A 20,267-nucleotide genomic window follows, 5' to 3' on the forward strand; every position below is an offset into this window, starting at 1 on the left:
GCTTACTTCTCCGCCGGGCCCGCCGACTCACGGGCCTGCTCGACCTCTTGAGCGACCACGGCGACATCGGTCATCACCTGGAGCACTCCGGGCAGTTCGGAGCCGTCGAGCTGCCGGTACTCGCTTCCGATGGTCACCACCAGCCGCTCGGGGAGACCGAGCTCCGGGTAGCGCCCCTCGGCGATGACCCGGCGGGCCGCCTCGAGGGCGGGAATCCCGGCTGCGTGAAAGGCGTGGGCGCGCTCGCGCACGTACTCCAGATACACGATGTGATCGCGCACCCCGGCCTGATCGAGGACCGGTCCGTGCCCCGGGACGATGATCTCGGCGCCGGTGGCCAGCACCCGCTCGCAGGCCGCGATCACATTGCTCAGCGGACCCGCCCAGTGCACCGGGTGATCGCCCGGCCGAGCGGGGGTGGAGGAGAAGATGATGTCGCCGCTGAACACCGCACGCTGCGCGGGCAGATGGACCATCAGGTCGCCGGTGGTGTGCGCGGACGGCAAGGCGGAGAGCTGGACCGGGTACTCCCCCAGGGTCAGTTCGAGCTCCCCGGTGAAGTATGTCGTCGGCTGCACCGGCTCGGTCTGCGACCAGTCGAAGGGGTTGAAGTGACGTCCGAGGTAGGCCCCGAGCGCGGTGGCCGGATCGCCGGTGGCGACGAGCGCGTGCTGCTGCTTGGGCGTGGGCTCGTAATGGATGTGTTCGCGGGCCTCTCGGGTCGCGATGATCTCCGCGTCCGGGAGCACGCCCGCTCCCCAGAAGTGGTCGCCGTTCGCGTGGGTGACGATCACCCGGTCGATGGAGACACCGTCGGGCAGCCGCTTCGTGGACTCGGCCAGGAACTGGCGGGCCAGCACGGCGTCGTACGGGGTATCGATCCAGAGCGCGCCACGGGGCGAGATGAGGAGACCGCAGTTCGCCAGCCCCCAGCCCCGTTTCGGCGGGAGCCATGCGTACAAGCCCCGACCCAGGTCAACGACGTCTCCACCCATGATCGACATGGACGCGATTATGCCGACCACGATCCGGCCATGCGTTCGAACTCGGCCACCGCGAGATCTCATTGGCGCAAAATCGCCGCTCACGCTCTCCGGTTCCGGAGGCTCGGTGACCCTACGAGACCGGCACCCCGCACCCCCATACGACATCTTCCGGATGATTACCCACAATTCACCTGACGGTGTCACACATCGCGGCGGACACCGGTCGGGCCGTCGCCAAACCGGAAAGAGCCGACTACCCACCGAGCATGGCTGAAAACAGCTGCGCCAAAACCTCCGGTGACGGCGCTGGAAGCACTGTCACCGAACCGGTCCCGAGCGCTCGATCGTGCATGATTATGCGTTTGACGTCACCACTAACAACATTCTCAAGCAGAACCTGTCCGGAACGCCGCCCATACGCCCTTCTGCGTGGCTGCGTCCGGTTTCGGCCACACAGAAACGGAAACGGCGGGTCGCCACCCCCTTGGTGTCGACCCGCCGTTCGGGCGACTGGTTCAGACGGCGATGACGGTGACGCCGGCCTCCGCGAAGCGGGCGGTCGCCTCGGGCGTGATCCCCTTGTCGGTGACCAGGAAATCGACCTGCCCGAGATCGCAGACCCGGGCGAAGGCCCGCTTGCCGATCTTCGAGGAATCGGCCGCCACGACCACCCGTTGCGCCCGCTCGGCGAGCAGCCGGTTGATGCTGGCCTCGCCCTCGTGGTGTACGTATGCACCGCGCTCGGTGTCGATCGCGTTGACACCCAGCACGGCGACATCCAGCGTGATTTCGCCCAGCACTCCGCTGGCCAGCGGGCCCGTCAGCTCGTACGACTGCGGCCTGACCACTCCGCCGGTCACCACGATCTTGATCTGCGGCCGGATGACCAGTTCGTTGGCGATGTTGAGGGCGTTGGTGACAACGGTCAGGGTCGGCTGACCGCCCATCCCGGCCGCGGTGTCGCCGACGACATCGGAGCGCACCGCCAGCGAACGGGCCACCTCGGTCAGTGTCGTACCGCCGGTCAGGCCCACCACTTCGCCGACCGCCACCAGTTCCGAGACGGCGCGGCCGATGGCCTGCTTCTCCGGGGCGTGACGGCCGGTCTTGTAGCGCAGGGCCAGTTCGTAACTGACGCCGTGCGCGACCGCGCCACCGCGGGTACGCGTGAGCAGCTGCTGCTCGGCAAGCTGGTCCAGATCACGACGGATGGTCGCGGCCGAGACATCCAGCGTCGCGGCGGCGTCCTCGACCTCCACCCGGCCGTTCTTACCGACAAGTTCCAGCAGCGCGTTCCACCGGGCATCCCTGGACAAGAGAAATCTCCTTACGAGCCCGGGCTTCGGGCACCCATCCCCTTGGGTACGTGTCACCGGACACGCGCAAGCGTCGCACAAGGCTTCACCCAGCCAAGCCTCCTGCAAGCAGAATGCTTGATAATGCTTGCACATCGCGTATAGCGTGCACAAACGAGCATCCCACTACGAGTACGGAGTGCAAGAGTGTCATTTGTCGAGATCGAGACAGCCAGTCAGCCGGAGTGCTGGCGCCGCGCCGCCGAGCTGGCCCAGACGCAGGCAGCCGCTCTGCCCGCCACCGGTGAGCGGATCGCGGTCGTCGGCTGCGGCACCTCCTTCTACATGGCTCAGGCATACGCCGCGCTCCGCGAGGAGTCCGGGCAGGGCGAGTCCGATGCCTTCGCCGCTTCGGAGTTCCCCTTCGGCCGCGGCTACGACCGGGTCGTCGCCCTCACCCGCTCGGGGACCACGACCGAGGTGCTGGAACTGCTCAACCGGCTCCGTGGTGTCACCCGCACAGTGGCCATCACCGCCGACCCGGACACCCCGGTCATGACGTCCGCCGACGAGGTTGTCGTGCTCGACTTCGCCGACGAGCAGTCCGTCGTGCAGACCCGGTTCGCCACCACCCTGCTCACGCTGCTCCGCGCCCACCTCGGTCTGCACACCGACGCCGTGGTCCGCGATGCGGAGACCGCACTGGCAGAGCCGCTGCCCGAAGGCCTGCTGGACTGCACCCAGTTCACCTTCCTCGGCCGTGGCTGGACGGCGGGTCTCGCCAACGAGGCCGCGCTCAAGATGAAGGAGGCGTCGCTGTCCTGGACGGAGGCGTACCCCGCGATGGAGTACCGCCACGGTCCCATCAGCATCGCCACCACCGGTACCGCGACCTGGATGTTCGGCACCGCCCCCGAGGGCCTTGCCGAGCAGGTGCTCTCGACCGGCGCCCGCTGGGTGGAGAGCGGGCTGGACCCGCTGGCCGAGCTGGTACGCGTCCAGCGTCTGGCGATCGCCCGCGCCGCCGCCCGCGGTCTGGACCCGGACAGCCCGCGCCATCTGACCCGCTCAGTGGTGCTCTCGGGCGCCTGACCGACCGATGGACATCGTCGAGCGCACCTTCAACGGTCCGGGCGGGGACGCTCGCAAGGCTGCCCACGGAGCCCCTCGCGAAGGCCCTCACCCGGGCATTCGCGAGGGGTTCACAACTGCTGGTCCAGTACCTTGTTTTGGCGAACATGGACACGATTGAGTGAACGGTGTTCCGGTCTGTGGGTGTGCCTGACTGGGTGTGCGTAACGTGTGTCACGCGATCTGGGACGCCGGGTGTGGTGTCAGCAGTCGGGGCCCCCGTATCACCGGAGTGATGGTTCGGGGCCTCCCCGTCGCCTCTGGCCACACCCACATGGCCAGGTCGTAGGGATTCCGCCCACCTGGGACGGACCGCATACGTGATATGTGTCGCCGCCCAAGACGTGAAAGCGGAGGACCAGTGCGCCCAACACCGTTCGGGGCGTGCCGGTGAGACAGGACTCACTCCTGCTCACTGCCCAGGAACGGTTTCTGGCCATGCCCGCGCGTGGCCGCGTACGTGGCGGCGATATCGGGGTGCTCGTCCTCTCCGGGTCCAGTGGGCGCATCGAGGACGAGCGCTGCCGGATCCTGGCCCGGGAGGGCATGACGGCCTTGTCGATCCGCTGGTTCGTTACGAGCGCAGCCGGCAGACGTTCGCCGACCGCGTCGACGCGGCGACGATCGCGGTGGAGAAGTCCACCGCCGAATTCGTGCTTGTCGCCGGCGGGGACGATGCGATGTGGCCTTCGCTGCCCTACGCCGGGGAACTGGTCGCCCGTCGCAGGGCGGCCGACCTGCCCGTACGGGTTATCAGCAGCCCCGACGCAGGCCACCGCCCACGACTTCCGGGCGAGGTCCCCGCTCCCGCCTCCGCGCACTTCCTGTACGGAGGCTCACCCGCGACGGACGCGGCACTTGGGGCGGCAGCCTGGCCCCACATACTCGACGTGCTTCGCGGCGCACGTCAGGGCGGCGTCTGACGGCACTTCGGCGCGTCGGGCGTCCGCTGCGGCGCGCGCGACGGCGCTTGAGCGTCAGCGTCCGACGTGGCGCTTGGGTGTCAGGTCTCCGCCGCCGCGTTTGAGTGTCAGGCGTCCGCTGCGGCGCCGGCGCGGTCGTCCGAGACGAGCACCCTGCGCAACAGTGCGGCCGGCACCGCCCGCTCGGCCGTGGACAGGATGGCGAGGAATGTCTCCTGCGAGCGCTCGGCGACTTCCTGAAGTATCCGCTGGAGCCGCTCCCCCTCCGGTGTGAGTGCGACGACCTGCCTGCGGCGATCGGCCGGGTCGCGCGGGACGGCTCGGCGCAGCCCTCGGCTGGAAGCTGCCGCGCCGGGTCAGCCGGCGGCGTTGATCACGCGGGGCGCCGCCGGGCCCTGGTCGCCCGAGTCGCGGGCAGCGGCGAGGACCGGGCCGGGGTCGGAGCCGAGGCCCGGGCTCGGGAGCTGCGCTCGGCGCTGGATCTGCTCGCCGACGCTCTTGTCTCGTATCGGGCCTACGAGGAGCGTTACCTCATCGAGCCGATGGCCCGGTTCGGCAACAGCTGGTAGGAGTCATCCACAGCACGCCTCGGGGACAGGGACGAGGCGGCGACGGCCGAGGCCCCGGCCGGGCACCCGGTCCCACCTGGCACTGCGCTGCCGCACGCCCGTGCCGGCCTCTCAGCCACTCCACCGCCCGGCATACGCGCGGTCGGCGGGTCAGGGGTCGGGGCCATGCCTGCGGTCGCGACGGGGCCGGCGGCCGTTTCGGCCGCCGGCCCAGCCTCTCGGACGACACCGCCGTGGTCAGGACTCCTCGAAGTAGACGTCCAGGACCGCGTCGAGTTCTCCCGCCCACTGCTTGAGGTTGCTCCTGGCCGGTGCCTCGACCTCGGCGTTGAACCATCGACGGGCCGACATATGGACCGTGACGGTGAACCGGCGGCCGAACCGAGGAGTCTTCACCTCAACCGCACCGATCTCGTCCCAGCGGAACTCGGCCTCCTGGTCGTCCAGCCGGAACCGGACGCCGTCACGGTCCGCGGTGATCGACCCACGGCGGTCGCTCGCCTCGAATACGGGGCCGTCCTCTGCCTCCTTGTCGTCAGCCGCCGCTTCGGCAGCGGCCTCCCCGTCGGCTGCCGCATCCTCGGATACGGCCTCCGCAACGGCATCGCCGGGGGCGACGGCACCGGGCGCCCGCTCCTCTGTCCTTTCCTGGTCCGTCCGTTCCTGGTCCGTCTGCTCCTGACTCGTATCCTGCTTTCCGGCAGTAGCGGGGGCCGTGAGACCAGGGATGTACGCCGGGTCTGTTCCCGCGGCGTAGCCGGGCTGAGTGTTCGGATCTATGCGCTGCTCCACGGCGGGCAGTATGGCCGACGAACCTGTACGAGACCAGTGACCACCACGCCCTGCGCCTGTCTTCCCCGGCTGCGACCTCCGAATGCGCCGTCAGCATCGCCTTCCGCACGGCGTCACTGTCCTCGCGCCGCCAGGAGTTCGGTCACCTGGTCCAGCGGCAGCGCCGGGACGTGGTGGCCCGCCCGGCCGGTCATCGAGTGTGCGCCGGTGAGCACATTGAGTACCGCCTCCTCCACCGACTCGACCACCGCACCGTAGAAGGGGTCCATCCGGCCCCATGGCACGAAGCGCATCGACTCGTACGGCGTGCTGCCGTCGTCAGCGGGAAACGTACTGGTCAGCGCGGACGGGTTGGCCGTGGAGAAGGCCAGGAAGAGGTCCCCGGAGAAATGGCTGCCGGTGGTGCCGGTCCGGGCGAGGCCCAGCGTCACCCGGCGGGCCAACGCCTTGCACTGCCCCGGCAGCAGGGGCGCGTCGGTCGCCACGACCACGATCACCGACCCCGCGCCGGGCGGCACCTGGGGCTCCCCAGCGGGCGCCGGTTCGGGGGCCGGCGTCTCGAAGGGATCGGACAGCTCACGCCCCATCGTCACACCGGCGACCACCAGTTCGCGCCGTGCGCCGAAGTTGGCCTGCACGAAGGCGCCGACGGTGTAACGGTCCTCGCCGTACTGCACCACCCGCGATGCGGTTCCCGAGCCGCCCTTGAAGCCATAGCAGCGCATGCCCGTTCCGCCGCCGACGCACCCCTCCTCGACCGGGCCGGAGATCGCCGCCTCGATCGCGTCCGCCGCATGACGGGATTCCACGGCCGAGCCGTGGATGTCGTTGAGGTGGCCGTCCCAGGTCTCGGTGACCACCGGCAGCAGCCACTCCGGCGCCATACCACGACGGTTGGCGCGCACCCACTCGACCACGCCGCGGTGCACCGGGCCGACCGCGTACGTGTTGGTGATGACCACCGGCACGGCAAGCGATCCGCTCTCCTCGATCCAGGCGGTTCCGGTCATCTCGCCATTGCCGTTGAACGAGTGCCAGCCGGCCGCGCAGGGCGTACCCACACCGTCCCGCCCGCGCGGCAGGAGCGCCGTCACTCCGGTGCGTACGTCCTCGCCCTCGACCAGGGTGACGTACCCGACCTCGACACCGGGCACGTCCGTGATCGCGTTCCACGGCCCCGGCTCGCCTGCCAGAGGGATGCCCACTTCACGTGCACGCTTGCGGTCTTCGCCCATGTGGTCTGCACTCATGCGGTCAGAGATTACGGGTACACCCGCACGCCGGACGAGGTGCGAGCCGACGTTTCATCGTATCCGGCCACCCCGCCGCTGATGGTCGAGACGACGCGCTGGGTCACCGGCATGGTTCTCGCCGGTCTCCTCGCGCGTCACCCCTGACTGTGCGCCGTGCCATGTACCGCAGCGGTGACCGCTTGCGGCGCCCCGCTACCCGGTGGGCGCGTTCGGCTCGCTCCCGACAGCGATGGCGGTCACCAGGAGACCGTCCGCGACCAGCCATCGGCCACTGAAAGCCGTAGGGGTCGCCGTTGCTCCCGCGGCCAGGTCCGGCTCCGTGGTGGAGATCAGCAGCCCGGCGGTGAAGCTGCCGTTCGAGTGGAGCACGATGTCGGCCTGTTCGAAGCCGAGCCAGCGGTGGGTGAGCGGGAACCACGCCTTGTAGACGCTCTCCTTCGCGCTGAACAGCAGCCGGTCCCAGTGGATCTCGGGGTACGCCCGACGCAGCTCGAGCTCGCGCTGCTGTTCCGTCGCGAGCGCGATGGACTCGTGCACCCCGTCGGGCAGCGGCTCATGTGGTTCGGCGTCGATGCCGACGGTGAGCACATCCGCCCGGCGGGCGATTGCAGCTGCTCGGTAGCCGGCGCAGTGGGTCATGCTTCCGACCACTCCTCCCGGCCATATCGGCGCACCGCGTTCGCCTTTCAGGATGGGGGCGGGTGCGAGACCGAGTTCGCCGAGCGCGCGGCGGGCGCACCAGCGTGCGGTGGTGAACTCCTTGCGGCGGCCCTCCACGGAATTACGGATCAGCTCTGCCTCGCCAGGGAAGAGCGCCGCGTCGGGCGGGTCGGAGTGCGCCTCGGCAACGGCCACCTGGGACGGCAGAATCTTCTCGATCATGTTCCCCCTCGTACCGGCTGGTTGATCCATCCTCTGCATCGTCTCTGAAGCCTGCCCGAAGACTGAAGAATTTTCAGTTCGTGGCGACCAACCGCCTTGCGGTGTACGCCTGTCGTTCCGCTCTGCGGGGATCGCGGACGGGGTCCGCAGGGGAGGTGACCCCGGCCCCATCGGATTCGTCGTGGTGGACACGTCGGCCGACGAGCACCGCATACCGACCGGAAACCACCGCCACACCGCAGATCCCTGGAAATCCCCGGAAACGCCTGGTAACCCTGGCGGTCGGCTCCGCCTCCTACCGGAGCGGGCCGTTACGAGTGCGCGCTTGCGGAACTCGCACCCTCGGATCTGGGAGGCATCCGCTCGAACCCGGTCTGGACCATGCCTGGCGGTCAACAAGGTACTGGTCGTTGGTCGTCGTCCGAGTCGCCAGCGGTATCCGCAGTGTTGTTCGGGGCCAGGGATCGGATGCGGGGTATCGGTGAGGGCAGTAGCCAGAGCAGCGACAGGGCTCCACCGACGGCGGCGATGAGGAGGGTCGGCCTCAGGCCGATGAGCGTAGCGAGTAGCCCGCCGACGACGGCGCCGACGGGGCGCATGCCGTAATTGATCGTGCTGTACGCGCCGGCCACGCGACTGCGCATGCCGTCAGGGATCACCGCGGCCTGGAGGGAGTTGAGGTTGACGTCGAACAGCATGACGCCGAAGCCTGAGAAGAACTCGGCCGCGGCCAAGGCTCCGGCGCGGAGCCAGAGCGGGCCGTCCGCAGCGGCGGCGATGGCGATCGGTGCCGGGAACAGCACCGCGCCCACGACAATGCTGCGCCCCACGCCGAGCCGTCGCGAGATCTTCGGAGCGAACACCGCGCCAAGGAGGGAACCCGTCGCGCCGATCCCGAACGCGATGCCGATCACTCCGGCGGACAGTCCAAGGCTCCGGCTGGCGAAGAGCACGATCAGCCCACTGCCCGCGACAAAGGTGAAGAAGTTGACGGTTGCCGCGCAGCCGAGGCCGGCCCGCAGTACTGGGTGACGGACGATGAACGTCAGGCCTTCCTTGGCACGCCGCAACAGCGAGGGCGCCGCTGCGGCGCCGGAGGCTGCCGGTGGTTCGTCGACCGATACCCGGCTGACCAGTACTGCTGACACCAGGAAGGTCAGGGCATCCACGACGATGGCGACGGGTGCGGTCAGCGCCTGGACCAGTGGGCCACCGATGGCCGGGCCGACGACATACGATGCGGACCGGCTGGCGCTGAGCTTGCTGTTGGCGTCGACGTAGGACGCGCGCGGCACGAGGCGCACGAAGAACGGCGGATAGGCGGTGTTGAACAGCACCCCGGCGGCGCCCGTCAGCAACGCCACGGCATACAGCTGCCCGAGTGTCACCGCTCCCAACAGGTAGGCCGCCGGGAGGCTGAGCAGCACTGCGGCGCGCACCAGGTCGGCGAGGATCATCAGACGGCGTTTGTGGGCTTGGTGATCGACCCAGGCCCCCAGGAAGATTGCGAGCAGGTTCGGGGCCCAGATGAGTGCGGTCAGCCACGCCACCTGGTTGGCCGAAGCGTTCAGCGCGCTCACGGCGATCAGGGGCAGAGCCAGCTCGGTGATCCGGTCGCCGAACTGCGAGACCGACTGACCGGCCCAGAAGCGGCAGAACCGTCGATCCCGCCACAGCGATATCGCAGCGGTCTGCTCCGGGCTGCTCACGGCGTCTGCCCGGTCTGCTCCTCGGCACCTTCCGGCAGGACGTAGCGCATGAGCCGGACGCCGCGGCCGTCGGTGGGCCGCTCGGCCGGGTCACGATTGACGTACGGCGCAAGAATGCGCTCGATCCCGTCCTCGATGGCGGCGAGTTCCTCAGCGGAAACGACGACGCGGGTGTTGGCCAGCCCGGCCACCCTGCGCCACGCCGGATCGAGTTCGGATTCGACTTCGGCAGCCCATCGGCTCGGGAAGTCGGCATAGCGCCGGAACATCTGCTGCGACAGCACCCGCGCGGCTGACTGACCCTCCTCATCAGCCGGGTCCTGCGGCGTCTCGAATCGGAAGCCGCGCGCCTCTGCCTCCCACCGCCGTTGGCGGCGGTCCGGGCCGGGCTCACTGTCGCGGACCAGACCGAAGCCGGCCAAGTGACGCAGATGCCAACTGGTCACCGACGGCGTCGCTCCTACGTCGGGCGCGAGTTGCGTGGCAGTCGCAGGTCCGTGCCGCTGAAGGTGGTCGAGGATCGCCAGTCGCACCGGATGCGCCAACGCCCGCATAGCTTGCGGATCAGTGATCTCGATATCGCCCAGGCGATTACTGGAGTCCATGATGTGAGAGTCTCCTCTCATGATTCGTGAGAGTCAACTCTCACATCGGTAACGTCAAGTAACCGCCGGTACATGTCCCCGTGGATCAGGTGCAGTCAGGCACCTATGGCGGCCTCTTGCCTGTTGCCGAGCCCCAGGGTGGGCGAGTCGGTAGGAATCACTACCGATCACGCCGCTGGGGCTGGAGGAGCGCTCCGAGGCTCACTCGAATGAGACACCTTCGAAGGGTCTGGAGAACCTCCGAGCTCGACTGTCCCGCATCAGCATTCCTTGGCCGCTGTCACCAAAAGTTGATCACCACTGGCGCGACCTCGGCCGGGGGCGAGCCGTACCCCATTCGCCTCGTAGTGGTTGCTGTAGCGCGGACGTGGGGGTGGGCTGTCAGAGGACGCCGAGCGATAGTCGCAGGCGCCGAGGAGGCGCGTCCCCCGCCGAACGAGCGGGGTCGGCCCTCCGTCAACCCCCACGAGACTTGGAGACTCCCATGTCATACCGCCAGGGACAGCGCGTCGAGTACCGGGACCAGCAGAACCAGAAGCAGCAGGGCGAGATCCGGCAGACCGAGGGCAGCGGGGCGCAAACTCGCTACGCCGTCCAGAACGAGAAGACCATGCGAGAAGAGAAGATCAACGAAAACCAGATCGAGCGGGCGCTGTAGTAACGGCCCTCTGGATACGGCCGCCGTTGCAAAGTGCAACGGCGGCTGCTCGCTCTCGCTCAGGTCACGTCGGCCCCGGCCCCTCGCGCCGACTCGTCCAGCCGTCCGGCGTGCGCGAGCGTGGACCGCTGCGCCGTCGGGTCGGCGTCCTCGCGCAACAGCCTGAGCACCCGGTCCAGTTCGGACAGCGCCTCGCGCCCGGTGTCCTCGATGGCGGCCAGTGCCCGGTCGGTGAACTCCGGCGTCCCGGCCGCGCGCGCCGCGCCCACCTGCACCACGGCGATGGTGAGCGCGTGCCCGATGGTTTCGTGCAGCTCGCGGGCGAGCCGCGTGCGCTCCAGCAACCGCTCGGTCCGCTCCTCCATTTCCGCGAGCCGCTCCGCCGGGGACGGGCCGAGCAGCCGGGGTGCGAGGTCGGCCATCAGCGCGCCGGCCCCCCATACGACAGCGACCAGCGCGGCGCCGGACACCGGGGCCGGCAGCGGGTACCACCACCCCCATCGCCCGGGCAGCAGCATGGTCGCGGGCCCGAACGGCGGCCACAGGGACGGCATCAGCAGACCCAGCGTCAGTACGACGCCGTTGAGCGTGACCACGGTGACCCCGAAGCCGAGCCACAGCCGCAGGGCCACAATCCCAGCGGGGCAGGGCAGTTGCCTCCCCCGCGTGGGGGAGGACGTTCCCTCCGCCGGGGGAAGCGGACATCCCCCTGTGGACGGCACCGTCATCACCATGACAGCCATCGAAGTGAAGGACCTGACCAAGGTCTACGGACAGGTGCGCGCGGTCGACCGCCTCACCTTCTCCGTCCGGCCCGGCCAGGTCACCGGGTTCCTCGGCCCCAACGGCGCGGGCAAGTCCACCACCATGCGCCTCATGCTCGGCCTCGACCGCCCGAGCTCCGGCACGGCGACGATCGGCGGCCGCCCGTTCACGCAGCTCGACGAGCCGCTGCGGCATGTGGGCGCCCTCCTCGACGCCCAGGCGCCGCACGGTTCCCGCACCGCCCGCAGCCACCTTCTGGCTCTCGCCGCGAGCAACCGCATCCCCGACCGGCGGGTGGACGAGGTCCTCGACTTGACGGGCATCGCGAGCGTGGCATCCCGCCGGGTGAAGACGTTCTCCCTCGGCATGCGCCAGCGCCTCGGCATCGCCGCGGCCCTGCTCGGCGACCCCCAGGTGCTGCTGCTCGACGAGCCGTCGAACGGCCTCGACCCCGAGGGCATCATCTGGATCCGCGAGCTGATGCGCCGCCTCGCGCGGGAGAACCGCACCGTGCTGGTCTCCAGCCATCTGATGGGCGAGACGGCCTCCTTCGCCGACCACCTGATCGTCCTGGGCAAGGGCAGACTGCTGGCGGACACGCCGACGAAGGACTTCATCGCGGCCCGCGTCAAGCCGCGTGTCCGCGTCCGTACGACGGAACCCGCACGGCTGCGCGAGGTACTGCTGCGGCACGGCCACACCCCCGTCGAGTCGGACGACGGGCGCATGCTGATCGACGACGCCGAGATCGACGCCATCGGCCCGCTGGCCGCCCAGGAGGGCATCGCTCTTCTCGAACTCGCCGCCGAAGAGGCCACGTTGGAGCAGGCCTACCTCGACCTCACCGCTACCGCCACGGAATTCTCCGCACGAGCCCCGCAGGAGGCCTGACCATGTCCACCGCAGCCGTACTCCGCTCCGAGTGGATCAAGATCAGGACCCTGCGCGGAACCGCGTGGTCGCTGCTGGCCGTCTTCCTGCTGACGGCCGGCTTCGCCGTCGCGGCCAACGCGGCGACCGGCGACTCCGAAGCGGACAGCGCCGACTTCGACGCGCTCTTCTCCGTCTTCCTCGGCCTCAACCTGGGCCAGATCGCGGCGATCTCCTTCGGCACGATGGCCATGTCGTCCGAGTACCAGGGGGGAGCCATCCGCGCGTCGCTGACGGCGGTGCCGAACCGGGGCCTGTTCTACGCGGCGAAGCTCGCGAACGTGGCGGGCCTCGCGCTGGCGATGGGCCTGGTGACGACGTTCGTTTCGTTCCTGGGCGGCAGCGCCTTCCTGGGCGACGCGGCGCTGAGCCTGGGCAACGCGGACGCGCTGCGCGCCTGCCTGGGCGGGGCCGTCTACCTCGCGCTGATGGCGCTCTTCGCGGCCGGCCTGACGGCGGTGCTGCGCAGCGGCCTCGCCGTGCTCAGCATCCTGATCCCGTTCATCCTCATCGTCTCCATGGTCCTGGGCGAGACGTCGGGTTCCGTCGCCGACTACCTCCCCGACCGCGCCGGACAGCAGGTCCTGTACGTGGACCCGCCGAGCGACCTGGCGCCGTTGGCGGGCCTTGGGGTGACGGCACTGTGGGCGGGCGCGGCGGTGCTGGCGGGGTGGTGGTCCCTGAGGCGCAGGGACGCGTAGGTCCCGCGGGGCGGGAGGGGAACGGATGAGACCGGCCGCCCCGGCCTGCCACGTCCTGGGGCCGGCCAGGGGTGCCCCTTGACGGTCGTTCTCGGCGAGAGCCTGCGGCTTGGAACCGCCCATCCTCCCCTTCGATCCGGAGGGGTTGGGCGGCTCTTCCTATGCCTGACCCCCCATCAGGACGAGCTGCCGGTGCCCGGCCCCGAAAGAGCCTCCAGCACTTGGGCTCGGCCATCGTCGACACGCTGCTGGACGACGGCGACCAGGACACGGCATCGGCAGCAGCCATGGAGGGTTCGCCGACAGTCGACAGTGACTCACCCTCGCCGACCGCCTCCGTGACCGCCGCCCTAACCGTCTGCCTCCGCCTGATGAACCGAGAAGCGCAAGCGCAAGCTCATGAAGCTGATTGACTGGTACGGGCGGTAGCACGCTACAGCGCGGCAGCCCAACGCTGCTGCGTCGGACGAACCTTGCACCCGAGATGGGTTGGGCTCACCAAAGCCTTTCGAGGACTCCGGTGCGCTGGAGTTCGCGCACATGCTCCAGGGCACGGATCGGAGCAGGGCCGCCCTTGATCAATATCCCCGCCTCGATATTCCGGTCCACCCCTGCCTGGGTGAAGTTGGCACTGGTCGTGAGCAAGGTGCGTTGATCAGCCACCGCCAGCTTCGCATGGGTCTTGGCCCCGGGATCCTTCCTGTTGCCTGACGGCCAGTGCCAGATCCGCGCCCCGATGACATCCGCGAAGGCGGATGCCGGCTCGATTTCCGACAGCGCGCTGCCAGCGCCTTGGAGCGTCTCGACGACGACGTCCACGTGGACGCCCTGAGCCACGGCTTCCTGTAGTGCCGCCACCAGTGGTTCGTAGCGTCGCGCCGAGTACGTCATCAGCGTCAGTTCCTGCCTTGCCGTGGCGATAAGCCCGAGCAGGACCCTGCTCGTGGACCGCACGGGCACCCGGTGGGACGACGGGCCGCTCCAAACCAGTGAAACCTCCTGCTCCTGGTCCCGCTGCGTGCAGCCTGCCGCCAGTCCGTGTAGTGAGGCGGCCGCCGCCTCGCCCGGCAGGCCGTCGACCGCGATGGCCTCCAGTACGGCCGCCGCGGCTTCGGTGAAGCCCGGATCGGAGCGCAGTGCGAGCAGCGAGGTACGGGGCTGACCCTCGCCGATGCCGTCGGCGAGGGCCGTCAGGGCGCGGACCCCAGCTACGGCCTCCACGTCCGCTGCGGCCTCCAGCAGGCGGGCCCACTTCATTTGAGGCCCGGGAGGAGGACGAGATCCGGGTCACCTACTGGCACGATGAATCTGCGGTCCAGAAAGCGGTTGCCCCGCTCGCAGGTCGTTTCCGACACGAAGAGGCACACGTGACAGGCCGCGCCGTGCAGGAAGTCCTCGTGCGGGGGCCGGGGCAGACGGTCCGCGCACAGGGGATCGGAAGAACAGCGCTCGGCATCGCGGAGCGCCCGTCGCACGATGCGCGTGAACCGTTCCGGTTCGGCGAGCGCGACGAGGCCGCCCAGAGTGCCTTCGGTATCGGGTACGGCCGTGTAGATCAGGATGCCGGTGCGCCGGTCGTCGTCCCGGCCCGCGTAGATCCGCTCCGAAAGACTCGCCGAGGAATAGCCGCACTCCAGAGAGATCGCCCGGATGAGTAGGTGTGAAAGGGTGTGCAGGGCGATGTAACGGGCACCGGGCCAGCCACGCAGCGGGTCGTCGGTGTCCTGAACGCGGCCGGAGTACCTGTTGCGCCGGAACTCCACGTACGCGTCCCGGTGCGCGGCCAGGGCAGCGGAGCCGGCCACGCGCCGCTCCCAGTCCGCGACCAGTTCGTCGGACACGCGCAGGAAGATCCCTTCGCCGCGTACCTCGGTTGCCGGGACCCAGGCTGGTGTGCGGCTGCGCGACAGCGGCGCCCGGGCGACGAGCGTGGGGTCCTCGGGGTCGGGGGCGTCGAGCCGGGTGAACCCTATGAGTGCGCGTACCTCCCGCAGCCGGTCCGCCTGGACGATGTGCGAGAACACACCGCTCAGCGCTGGCGGTACGGCAACACCGTTGAGGGCGAAGTCCTCGCTGGGCTCGGGAAGCTGGGGGCTGGTGAAGATCTCCCACTCAGGGGTGTGGAGATCGGGGTACGCGGCCGCCTCTTGCACAGCCGTGGCATCGTCGACAGACGACCGGTGCGCCGAGATGGCCTCGAAAACCTCGGCCTGGGTCCACTGGTGCAACGGCTTGAACTGCGGCAGGTCCCACAGGGCGTCAAGGATCTCCGGCAGGACCGCCTTCTTGAGGTGCTCCCACAGCTGCTCGACCTTTCCCTGCAGTGCACTTCCACTGGTCGGGGGGACGGCCAGCACGCTGAGGGTCTGCGCGAACCACTGGTTCGAGGCGCCGATGACCAGGGGCTTCGACGGCAGCTTGCAGCCGGCCGGGTCGAAGGTCGACAGGTGGGGATGGCGGCCACGGCAGCGCGGGAGCGTTATCTCGCCGCGCTGGCCCATCGCGTCACGAATGTTGCGGTCCTGCCCGCAGTTGACGCACTTGACCTTCACATTGGCTGCCTGGTTGCCGCCGTGGTCCAGCATCTGCAGCCTTGGATGACTGACCTCCGTACACGGTCCGCCACGGTGCACGAAGGAGGCGTACGGAAAGTCGTCCAGGTGACCGGCGGGGCACACCAGCACGAACCGCGCGGCTACGGCGAGCGGGCGCTTGCCCTTGCGCTTGGCGGTACAGCTCTCGTGGAAGAAACGCGCCTGGTCGGGGCGACGCGGCCTGGCATTCTCGAACTTGAAGATCTTCGAGTCGAGGGCGCCTAGGTCGTTGCAGGCGGTGCAGCGGAGCCACTGTGGGAACGGCAGAACAGGTACACCAACCTTGGCTGCCGGGCCGCTGGGGTCAGAATCGGTGCCGTCCATCCACGGTGCCGGCCTCAGCTGGGTGACCTGCGGCCCGTACGGATCCGCGATCAGTCCGTTGACGGCGTGCAGCAGGCGGGGCTCCTTCAGATCGGCCCACTCGAAGGAGTCGTAGTGCCAGTCGTCGATGCCTCGCACGAGTACGGCGAAGTTGGGCAGGTCGACCAGGGCACCGACTCCACCGGTGAACATGAGATGGCTGGGGCGGACCGAGCCGACACGGCGGCGGTGCTGGGCCTTGTCCGTCATGACTGCGCCTTCTTCCCGTGCTGAGACGCTGCCGCGGCAGCAGCCTTGGTGTCGAGTACCGCGCCGGTCTCGTCGCCGTCCGGCGAGTCTCCGTCGTCCGTGCCGCCCGCTCCGGAGCCGCCGTCGTACGTCCAATCCGGTGCTCCGCCGACGATGTCGTACAGACCGGTGCCCGGCACCAGCAGGTTGATCTCGTTCTCCGTTTCGCGCATCGACTGGGCGACGGTCAGCTCGTCCCAAACGGCTCCCGTTGCCCGGTTCAGCAGACCCGTGAGCTGCTGTCCCTGCCAGCGGGCCTCCTCGTAGCCCAGGCGCGCACTGCCCTGCTTCTTCTGTGCCCAGGCGTCCTTGAGGACCTCGATGCGTTCCGCGAGGTAGCCGCGCGCACGCGGCCCGCCCACGGTCTCGGCCCGGGCCAGAAAGCGCTCCGTGATCTGCCGGGCGACCGGCCCGTCGAGGTCGACGTCGTAGGCGTCACCGTTGCGGGAGTGCGGGAGCGCCGCGTTGCGGACGGCCGCGATCCACGCTCCGGCCGTCGTGCGGTCCAGGGAGCGGCGGGCGAACGGGGTGACGGACAGCGCCTCGACCTGCCGGTAGAACGTGGCGTGGTAGTGGCCGAAGTTCTCGAAGTGGGCCAGGTCGCGCGGCCGGGTCCAGTTGTACAGCGTGACGACCAGGCCGGGGCGTTCGGCCTCACGGCCGACGCGGGAGGACGCCTGGATGTACTCGGCGGTGTTCTTGGGCTGGCCGACGACCATCATCAGGCCGAAGCGGGGCACGTCGACCCCGACCTGCAGCATGGAGGTCGCGATCACCGCGTCGACCGCGCCGTTGCCCTCGTTGCGCAGTCCGAGCTTCGCCGGGTCCAGGCGCTGCTTGTGCTGCGCCGCCGCCCGCAGTTCCGCGACGACGGCCTGCCTGCGGACGGTCGTGTCCGTCTCCTCGTCAAAGCCGACGTCCATGCGGGCCAGCACCTCGGTGATGTCCCCGGAGGAGATACGCGAGGTCAACTCCTGGACGGACAGCATCTCGGTCGGGCGCAGCAGACGGTTCGACATCTCCTTGCGGGTACCGTGGATGCGTACCCGGGTCGCGATGTCGTCGTCCAGGAAGCGGCGCATGCCAGCGAGTTCGCGGGTGGCGTTGAAGTATCCGACCAGCGTCATGTAGGGATCGGCGGGCTTGCCATGCCGGTCGAACAGGGTCTGGCCGGCCAGCAGGAGGATCTCGGCGACGCGGATCTCGGCCTGCTTCATCCTGACGCCGTGGGCGCAGATGCCGAGATAGCGGCGGCCGGGCGCCTTCGATGACAGGGGAACCTGCTGGGAAAAGAAGGTGTCGCCAACATCGATGACCTGGGGCGGGAAGATCGCCGACTTCCGTGCGAACACACCCTGGATCTGCTCGGCGGCGCGCTTCGTCGTGGCGGTGGAGGCCACAATCTTGGGGCCGACGCGCTCGTGGCCGGGCACCTGCCAGCCGCACAGCTCGTCCACGGCCGCCTCGAAGAGGCCGACGGTGGTGCCCAGCGCACCCGAGATGAGGTGCAGCTCGTCCTGGATTATCAGGTCCGGGGGTCGCAGCCGCGTCACCGCCCGGCTCTTGACCGCCTCGTGCCCCGGCTTGGCCTGGTGCTTCTCACCGCACTTGGTGCGGACGTCGAGGTCGGGGTGCCGGTATCCGTGCCGCGGGCAGAGCTCCGACACCCGGCCGAAGAGGATTCCGGCCTGGCCACGCCAGGGCAGCTGGGCCAGCTTGTCCACGGTGGCGATGAGGAGGCTGGGGGCCAGCCGGTAAATCTCCTCGTCGACGGTCAGGATGGGCAGGCCCTCGTGGCGCGAGCGCCGCTCTGAGAACGGGCAGGCGTTCTTCCCCTCGCCGTTGGCGCAGTAGAGCACCACGCGGCGCAGGTCGGGATCAGGATGCAGGTCCCGCTGTGCGCTCAGGGCCGTACCGCACCAGGGGCAGGCGAGCGTCTGGAGCACCTTGGCTGCGCGTCCGTCACCCGCGTCCTTCGCCTCGGCGACCTGCTGCTCGGCTTCCTCGTACCGGTTCGGCGAGACGGCGCCGCCCACCCACAGCCCGATCCGGAACGGCGTCTCCCCCCAGCGGTAGTCGCCTCCGTCGTACGCCTCGCGGCGCAGCACTTCCGCCGCGCACACGAGGGCGGCGGCCCGCTGGAACTGCTGCGCGGTCAGCAGCCGCAACGTGTACCGCATCAGCACAGCGACACCGGCCTCACCGCTGCGGGCGTCCTCGCCGCTGGCGATGGTCCCCTGGAGCCGGCGGATGGCGAACGTGAAGGCGGCCAGGCCGAGGTACGCCTCTGTCTTGCCGCCACCGGTGGGGAAGAACAGCAGGTCGACCACCGCGTCGGAACCGGCCTCGCGCTCCTGCAGGGTGGGGTCGGCCAGCGCGCGCAGGTTCAGCAGGACGAACGCCAGCTGGAACGGGCGCCACGACGCGCCGGCCGCCCCCTGCGCGGCGATGCGCTTGCGGGCCTCGTCGAAGCCGATGCCCTCGCGCTCGCGCAGCGCGGCGATGGCCGTGTGCCGGCGCTGGAGCGCCATCGCCCGGTTGGCGAAGCGGAATGCTTCCAGTACTTCGGGGCGGTCCGTGTGAGAGAGCAGGTCGACACCGAGGGTGATTCGGACGGCCACGTCGCGTGCCTGGCGCACGGCGTCGAGTGCGCTCTCCCGCAGGGTGCCGGACAGCTGCTCGGCCTCGGCCTCGCGTTCGTCAAGCCAGGCACTGTAGCCGTCGGCGAGCGGAGCAAGGGCCTCCATGAGAGCAGCAGGCGGCAGCACGGCGAGCTCGTCCATGGAGAGCTCGAGCCCCTCCAGGTGCTGCGCCTGCTTCCCCGAGGGTGCGATGGTCGCCGGTACGTCGTGCACGGGCAGCCAGGTCGTGGTGAGGGCCCGGGCCTGCCGCTCCCCTTCGCCGACGGTGACGTCGACCGCCACGTTCCGCCCGGCGGCGTGCTTGAGGTGGTTGCGGTAGAGGAGGGTGAGGTGGTCCTCCTCCGGATCGGCACCGCCGAGCGGTCCGTGGTTCTCCTCCACCTCGTCGAGCGGGTCGGAGATGGGAAGGAACACCGCGGCGGCCCCATCCGCCGCGGTGACGTGAAGCTCCGTCTGGAACATCCAGGCCGTATCCCTGGCCTGCTGGGGTTCGTCCTGCGCGTTGACGAGCGCGAGCTCGACCACCCGGGTGGTCCCTGCCGCCCCTTGCCGGTTGCGCACCTCGGTGACCAGACGCACCCCGGGTGCTTCCGGGTCGTCCGAGGTGAGGGGCAGTACTTGCTGGGCGGGGCCGTCGAGCCGCAGTGCGTGCGTCTGCTCGACCTGCTCCCGCGTCCACGTGGAGCGGGCGACACCGTCCTCGCCCAGCACCTGCGAACGGTGATACCGCCCCCAGCGGACCCGCACGGAGACCTCGGCCCCCCTGTCGTCCGCGGCTACGGCGAACATCAGGCCCATCGAGGAGGCCCACATCCGGCCCGCGTTCTGGGCGGTCAGGCGCTCGGGAAGGCCCTGGTCACTGCCGTCGCCCTCGCCGTCGGAGTCGTCCAGGAGCTGCTCGCTCGCGGCCGCGAGCGTCGTGGTCAGCGCCCGCTTCGGACCGATCATCCCGACCAGGTAGCGGTCGCGCGGCCCGGCGGCACGGTGGTCGAACTCCTCGCCCGAGCCGCCCCACGGTCCGAGGAGGTCCCGGCTGATCAGCTCGCCCAGGTCGTCCCGGACCTCGTACGACGTGGCCGGTACGAGGGTCTGCTCGACCTCGCGGACGCGCTGGAGGAGGTCCTCCTCGAGCGATCCGGTGGTGCCTCCCGTGGACTGGCTCGGCGGCATACGCATTCCCCTCTCCCGCCCCCCGGCGGATTCCCGACCCCTCAGGAGGC

General features: G+C 69.6%; 17 protein-coding genes. 6 read left to right on the plus strand and 11 right to left on the minus strand.

Features of this window, described 5'->3' with window-relative positions; translation table 11 throughout:
- Positions 1-2: 2 nt before the first annotated feature.
- Together OG953_RS11210 and OG953_RS11215 are read right to left on the minus strand one after the other, a co-directional pair.
- A complete protein-coding gene (locus tag OG953_RS11210) occupies positions 3-1,004 on the minus strand; it encodes an MBL fold metallo-hydrolase (protein WP_405683905.1) in 1,002 nt (333 codons plus the stop codon).
- A 497-nt stretch (positions 1,005-1,501) separates the two neighbouring features.
- Positions 1,502-2,302 (minus strand): DeoR/GlpR family DNA-binding transcription regulator, encoded by an 801-nt coding sequence (locus OG953_RS11215; protein WP_405683907.1) that lies wholly within the window; start codon positions 2,300-2,302, stop codon positions 1,502-1,504.
- 186 nt (positions 2,303-2,488) lie between these two features.
- Here OG953_RS11215 and OG953_RS11220 point away from each other — a divergent pair, with 186 nt between their 5' ends.
- The 3 genes from OG953_RS11220 (at position 2,489) to OG953_RS11230 (ending at position 4,904) form a co-directional block, all read left to right on the plus strand.
- Positions 2,489-3,373: an SIS domain-containing protein gene (locus OG953_RS11220; protein ID WP_405683908.1), complete on the plus strand. Its 885-nt coding sequence runs from the start codon at positions 2,489-2,491 to the stop codon at positions 3,371-3,373.
- A 383-nt stretch (positions 3,374-3,756) separates the two neighbouring features.
- Positions 3,757-4,335 (plus strand): acyl-CoA thioester hydrolase/BAAT C-terminal domain-containing protein, encoded by a 579-nt coding sequence (locus tag OG953_RS11225; protein ID WP_405683911.1) that lies wholly within the window; start codon positions 3,757-3,759, stop codon positions 4,333-4,335.
- A 104-nt stretch (positions 4,336-4,439) separates the two neighbouring features.
- Positions 4,440-4,904 carry a hypothetical protein gene (locus OG953_RS11230; protein WP_405683913.1) on the plus strand — a complete coding sequence of 155 codons (465 nt, stop codon included), beginning with the start codon at positions 4,440-4,442 and terminating at the stop codon, positions 4,902-4,904.
- A 237-nt stretch (positions 4,905-5,141) separates the two neighbouring features.
- Here OG953_RS11230 and OG953_RS11235 read toward each other — a convergent pair whose 3' ends face one another.
- The 5 genes from OG953_RS11235 to OG953_RS11255 form a co-directional block, all read right to left on the minus strand.
- Complete coding sequence (locus OG953_RS11235; protein ID WP_405683916.1) at positions 5,142-5,696, minus strand: hypothetical protein; 555 nt, start codon at positions 5,694-5,696, stop codon at positions 5,142-5,144.
- Positions 5,697-5,809: 113 nt separating this feature from the next.
- Complete coding sequence (locus OG953_RS11240; RefSeq protein ID WP_405691770.1) at positions 5,810-6,931, minus strand: P1 family peptidase; 1,122 nt, start codon at positions 6,929-6,931, stop codon at positions 5,810-5,812.
- Between the two features lie 210 nt (positions 6,932-7,141).
- Positions 7,142-7,831, minus strand: coding sequence for a 4'-phosphopantetheinyl transferase (locus tag OG953_RS11245; protein WP_405683918.1), 690 nt, complete (start codon positions 7,829-7,831; stop codon positions 7,142-7,144).
- 392 nt (positions 7,832-8,223) lie between these two features.
- Complete coding sequence (locus tag OG953_RS11250; RefSeq protein ID WP_405683920.1) at positions 8,224-9,540, minus strand: MFS transporter; 1,317 nt, start codon at positions 9,538-9,540, stop codon at positions 8,224-8,226.
- Positions 9,537-10,145 (minus strand): ArsR/SmtB family transcription factor, encoded by a 609-nt coding sequence (locus tag OG953_RS11255; protein WP_405683921.1) that lies wholly within the window; start codon positions 10,143-10,145, stop codon positions 9,537-9,539. The genes OG953_RS11250 and OG953_RS11255 overlap by 4 nt, the downstream gene beginning before the upstream one ends.
- 484 nt (positions 10,146-10,629) lie before the next feature.
- Here OG953_RS11255 and OG953_RS11260 point away from each other — a divergent pair, with 484 nt between their 5' ends.
- Positions 10,630-10,803 (plus strand): hypothetical protein, encoded by a 174-nt coding sequence (locus tag OG953_RS11260; RefSeq protein ID WP_405683922.1) that lies wholly within the window; start codon positions 10,630-10,632, stop codon positions 10,801-10,803.
- Positions 10,804-10,862: 59 nt separating this feature from the next.
- Here the strand turns inward: OG953_RS11260 and OG953_RS11265 are convergent, their stop codons facing one another.
- On the minus strand, positions 10,863-11,435 hold the full coding sequence (locus tag OG953_RS11265) for a histidine kinase dimerization/phosphoacceptor domain-containing protein (protein WP_405683924.1): 573 nt from the start codon (positions 11,433-11,435) through the stop codon (positions 10,863-10,865).
- Between the two features lie 100 nt (positions 11,436-11,535).
- Between OG953_RS11265 and OG953_RS11270 the strand changes: the two genes are divergently transcribed.
- Together OG953_RS11270 and OG953_RS11275 are read left to right on the plus strand one after the other, a co-directional pair.
- Positions 11,536-12,459 (plus strand): ABC transporter ATP-binding protein, encoded by a 924-nt coding sequence (locus OG953_RS11270; protein WP_405683925.1) that lies wholly within the window; start codon positions 11,536-11,538, stop codon positions 12,457-12,459.
- Positions 12,460-12,461: 2 nt separating this feature from the next.
- Complete coding sequence (locus tag OG953_RS11275; RefSeq protein ID WP_405683927.1) at positions 12,462-13,199, plus strand: ABC transporter permease; 738 nt, start codon at positions 12,462-12,464, stop codon at positions 13,197-13,199.
- A 495-nt stretch (positions 13,200-13,694) separates the two neighbouring features.
- On the opposite strand, the gene drmC is transcribed toward OG953_RS11275, so the two are convergent.
- Genes drmC through drmA form a run of 3 tightly spaced genes read right to left on the minus strand, consistent with a single transcriptional unit; the run spans position 13,695 to position 20,223 of the window.
- On the minus strand, positions 13,695-14,456 hold the full coding sequence (gene drmC / locus OG953_RS11280; RefSeq protein WP_405683928.1) for a DISARM system phospholipase D-like protein DrmC: 762 nt from the start codon (positions 14,454-14,456) through the stop codon (positions 13,695-13,697).
- Positions 14,453-16,366: a DrmB family protein gene (gene drmB / locus OG953_RS11285; RefSeq protein ID WP_405683929.1), complete on the minus strand. Its 1,914-nt coding sequence runs from the start codon at positions 16,364-16,366 to the stop codon at positions 14,453-14,455. The genes drmC and drmB overlap by 4 nt, the downstream gene beginning before the upstream one ends.
- Positions 16,363-20,223 (minus strand): DISARM system helicase DrmA, encoded by a 3,861-nt coding sequence (gene drmA, locus OG953_RS11290; protein ID WP_405683931.1) that lies wholly within the window; start codon positions 20,221-20,223, stop codon positions 16,363-16,365. Before drmA ends, drmB begins: the two co-directional genes overlap by 4 nt.
- Positions 20,224-20,267 lie beyond the last annotated feature (44 nt).

It is taken from the genome of Streptomyces sp. NBC_00057 (assembly GCF_045041165.1).
Taxonomy (GTDB): Bacteria; Actinomycetota; Actinomycetes; order Streptomycetales; family Streptomycetaceae; genus Streptomyces.

What these genes read in the sequence shown, in the direction of transcription:
- OG953_RS11240 (WP_405691770.1), bottom strand. Translation starts at nt 6,931, where the DNA reads ATGGGCGAAGACCGCAAGCGTGCACGTGAAGTGGGCATCCCTCTGGCA.
- OG953_RS11270 (WP_405683925.1), top strand. Translation starts at nt 11,536, where the DNA reads ATGACAGCCATCGAAGTGAAGGACCTGACCAAGGTCTACGGACAGGTG.
- OG953_RS11260 (WP_405683922.1), top strand. Translation starts at nt 10,630, where the DNA reads ATGTCATACCGCCAGGGACAGCGCGTCGAGTACCGGGACCAGCAGAAC.
- drmC (WP_405683928.1), bottom strand. Translation starts at nt 14,456, where the DNA reads ATGAAGTGGGCCCGCCTGCTGGAGGCCGCAGCGGACGTGGAGGCCGTA.
- OG953_RS11275 (WP_405683927.1), top strand. Translation starts at nt 12,462, where the DNA reads ATGTCCACCGCAGCCGTACTCCGCTCCGAGTGGATCAAGATCAGGACC.
- drmA (WP_405683931.1), bottom strand. Translation starts at nt 20,223, where the DNA reads ATGCGTATGCCGCCGAGCCAGTCCACGGGAGGCACCACCGGATCGCTC.
- OG953_RS11245 (WP_405683918.1), bottom strand. Translation starts at nt 7,831, where the DNA reads ATGATCGAGAAGATTCTGCCGTCCCAGGTGGCCGTTGCCGAGGCGCAC.
- OG953_RS11255 (WP_405683921.1), bottom strand. Translation starts at nt 10,145, where the DNA reads ATGGACTCCAGTAATCGCCTGGGCGATATCGAGATCACTGATCCGCAA.
- drmB (WP_405683929.1), bottom strand. Translation starts at nt 16,366, where the DNA reads ATGACGGACAAGGCCCAGCACCGCCGCCGTGTCGGCTCGGTCCGCCCC.
- OG953_RS11210 (WP_405683905.1), bottom strand. Translation starts at nt 1,004, where the DNA reads ATGTCGATCATGGGTGGAGACGTCGTTGACCTGGGTCGGGGCTTGTAC.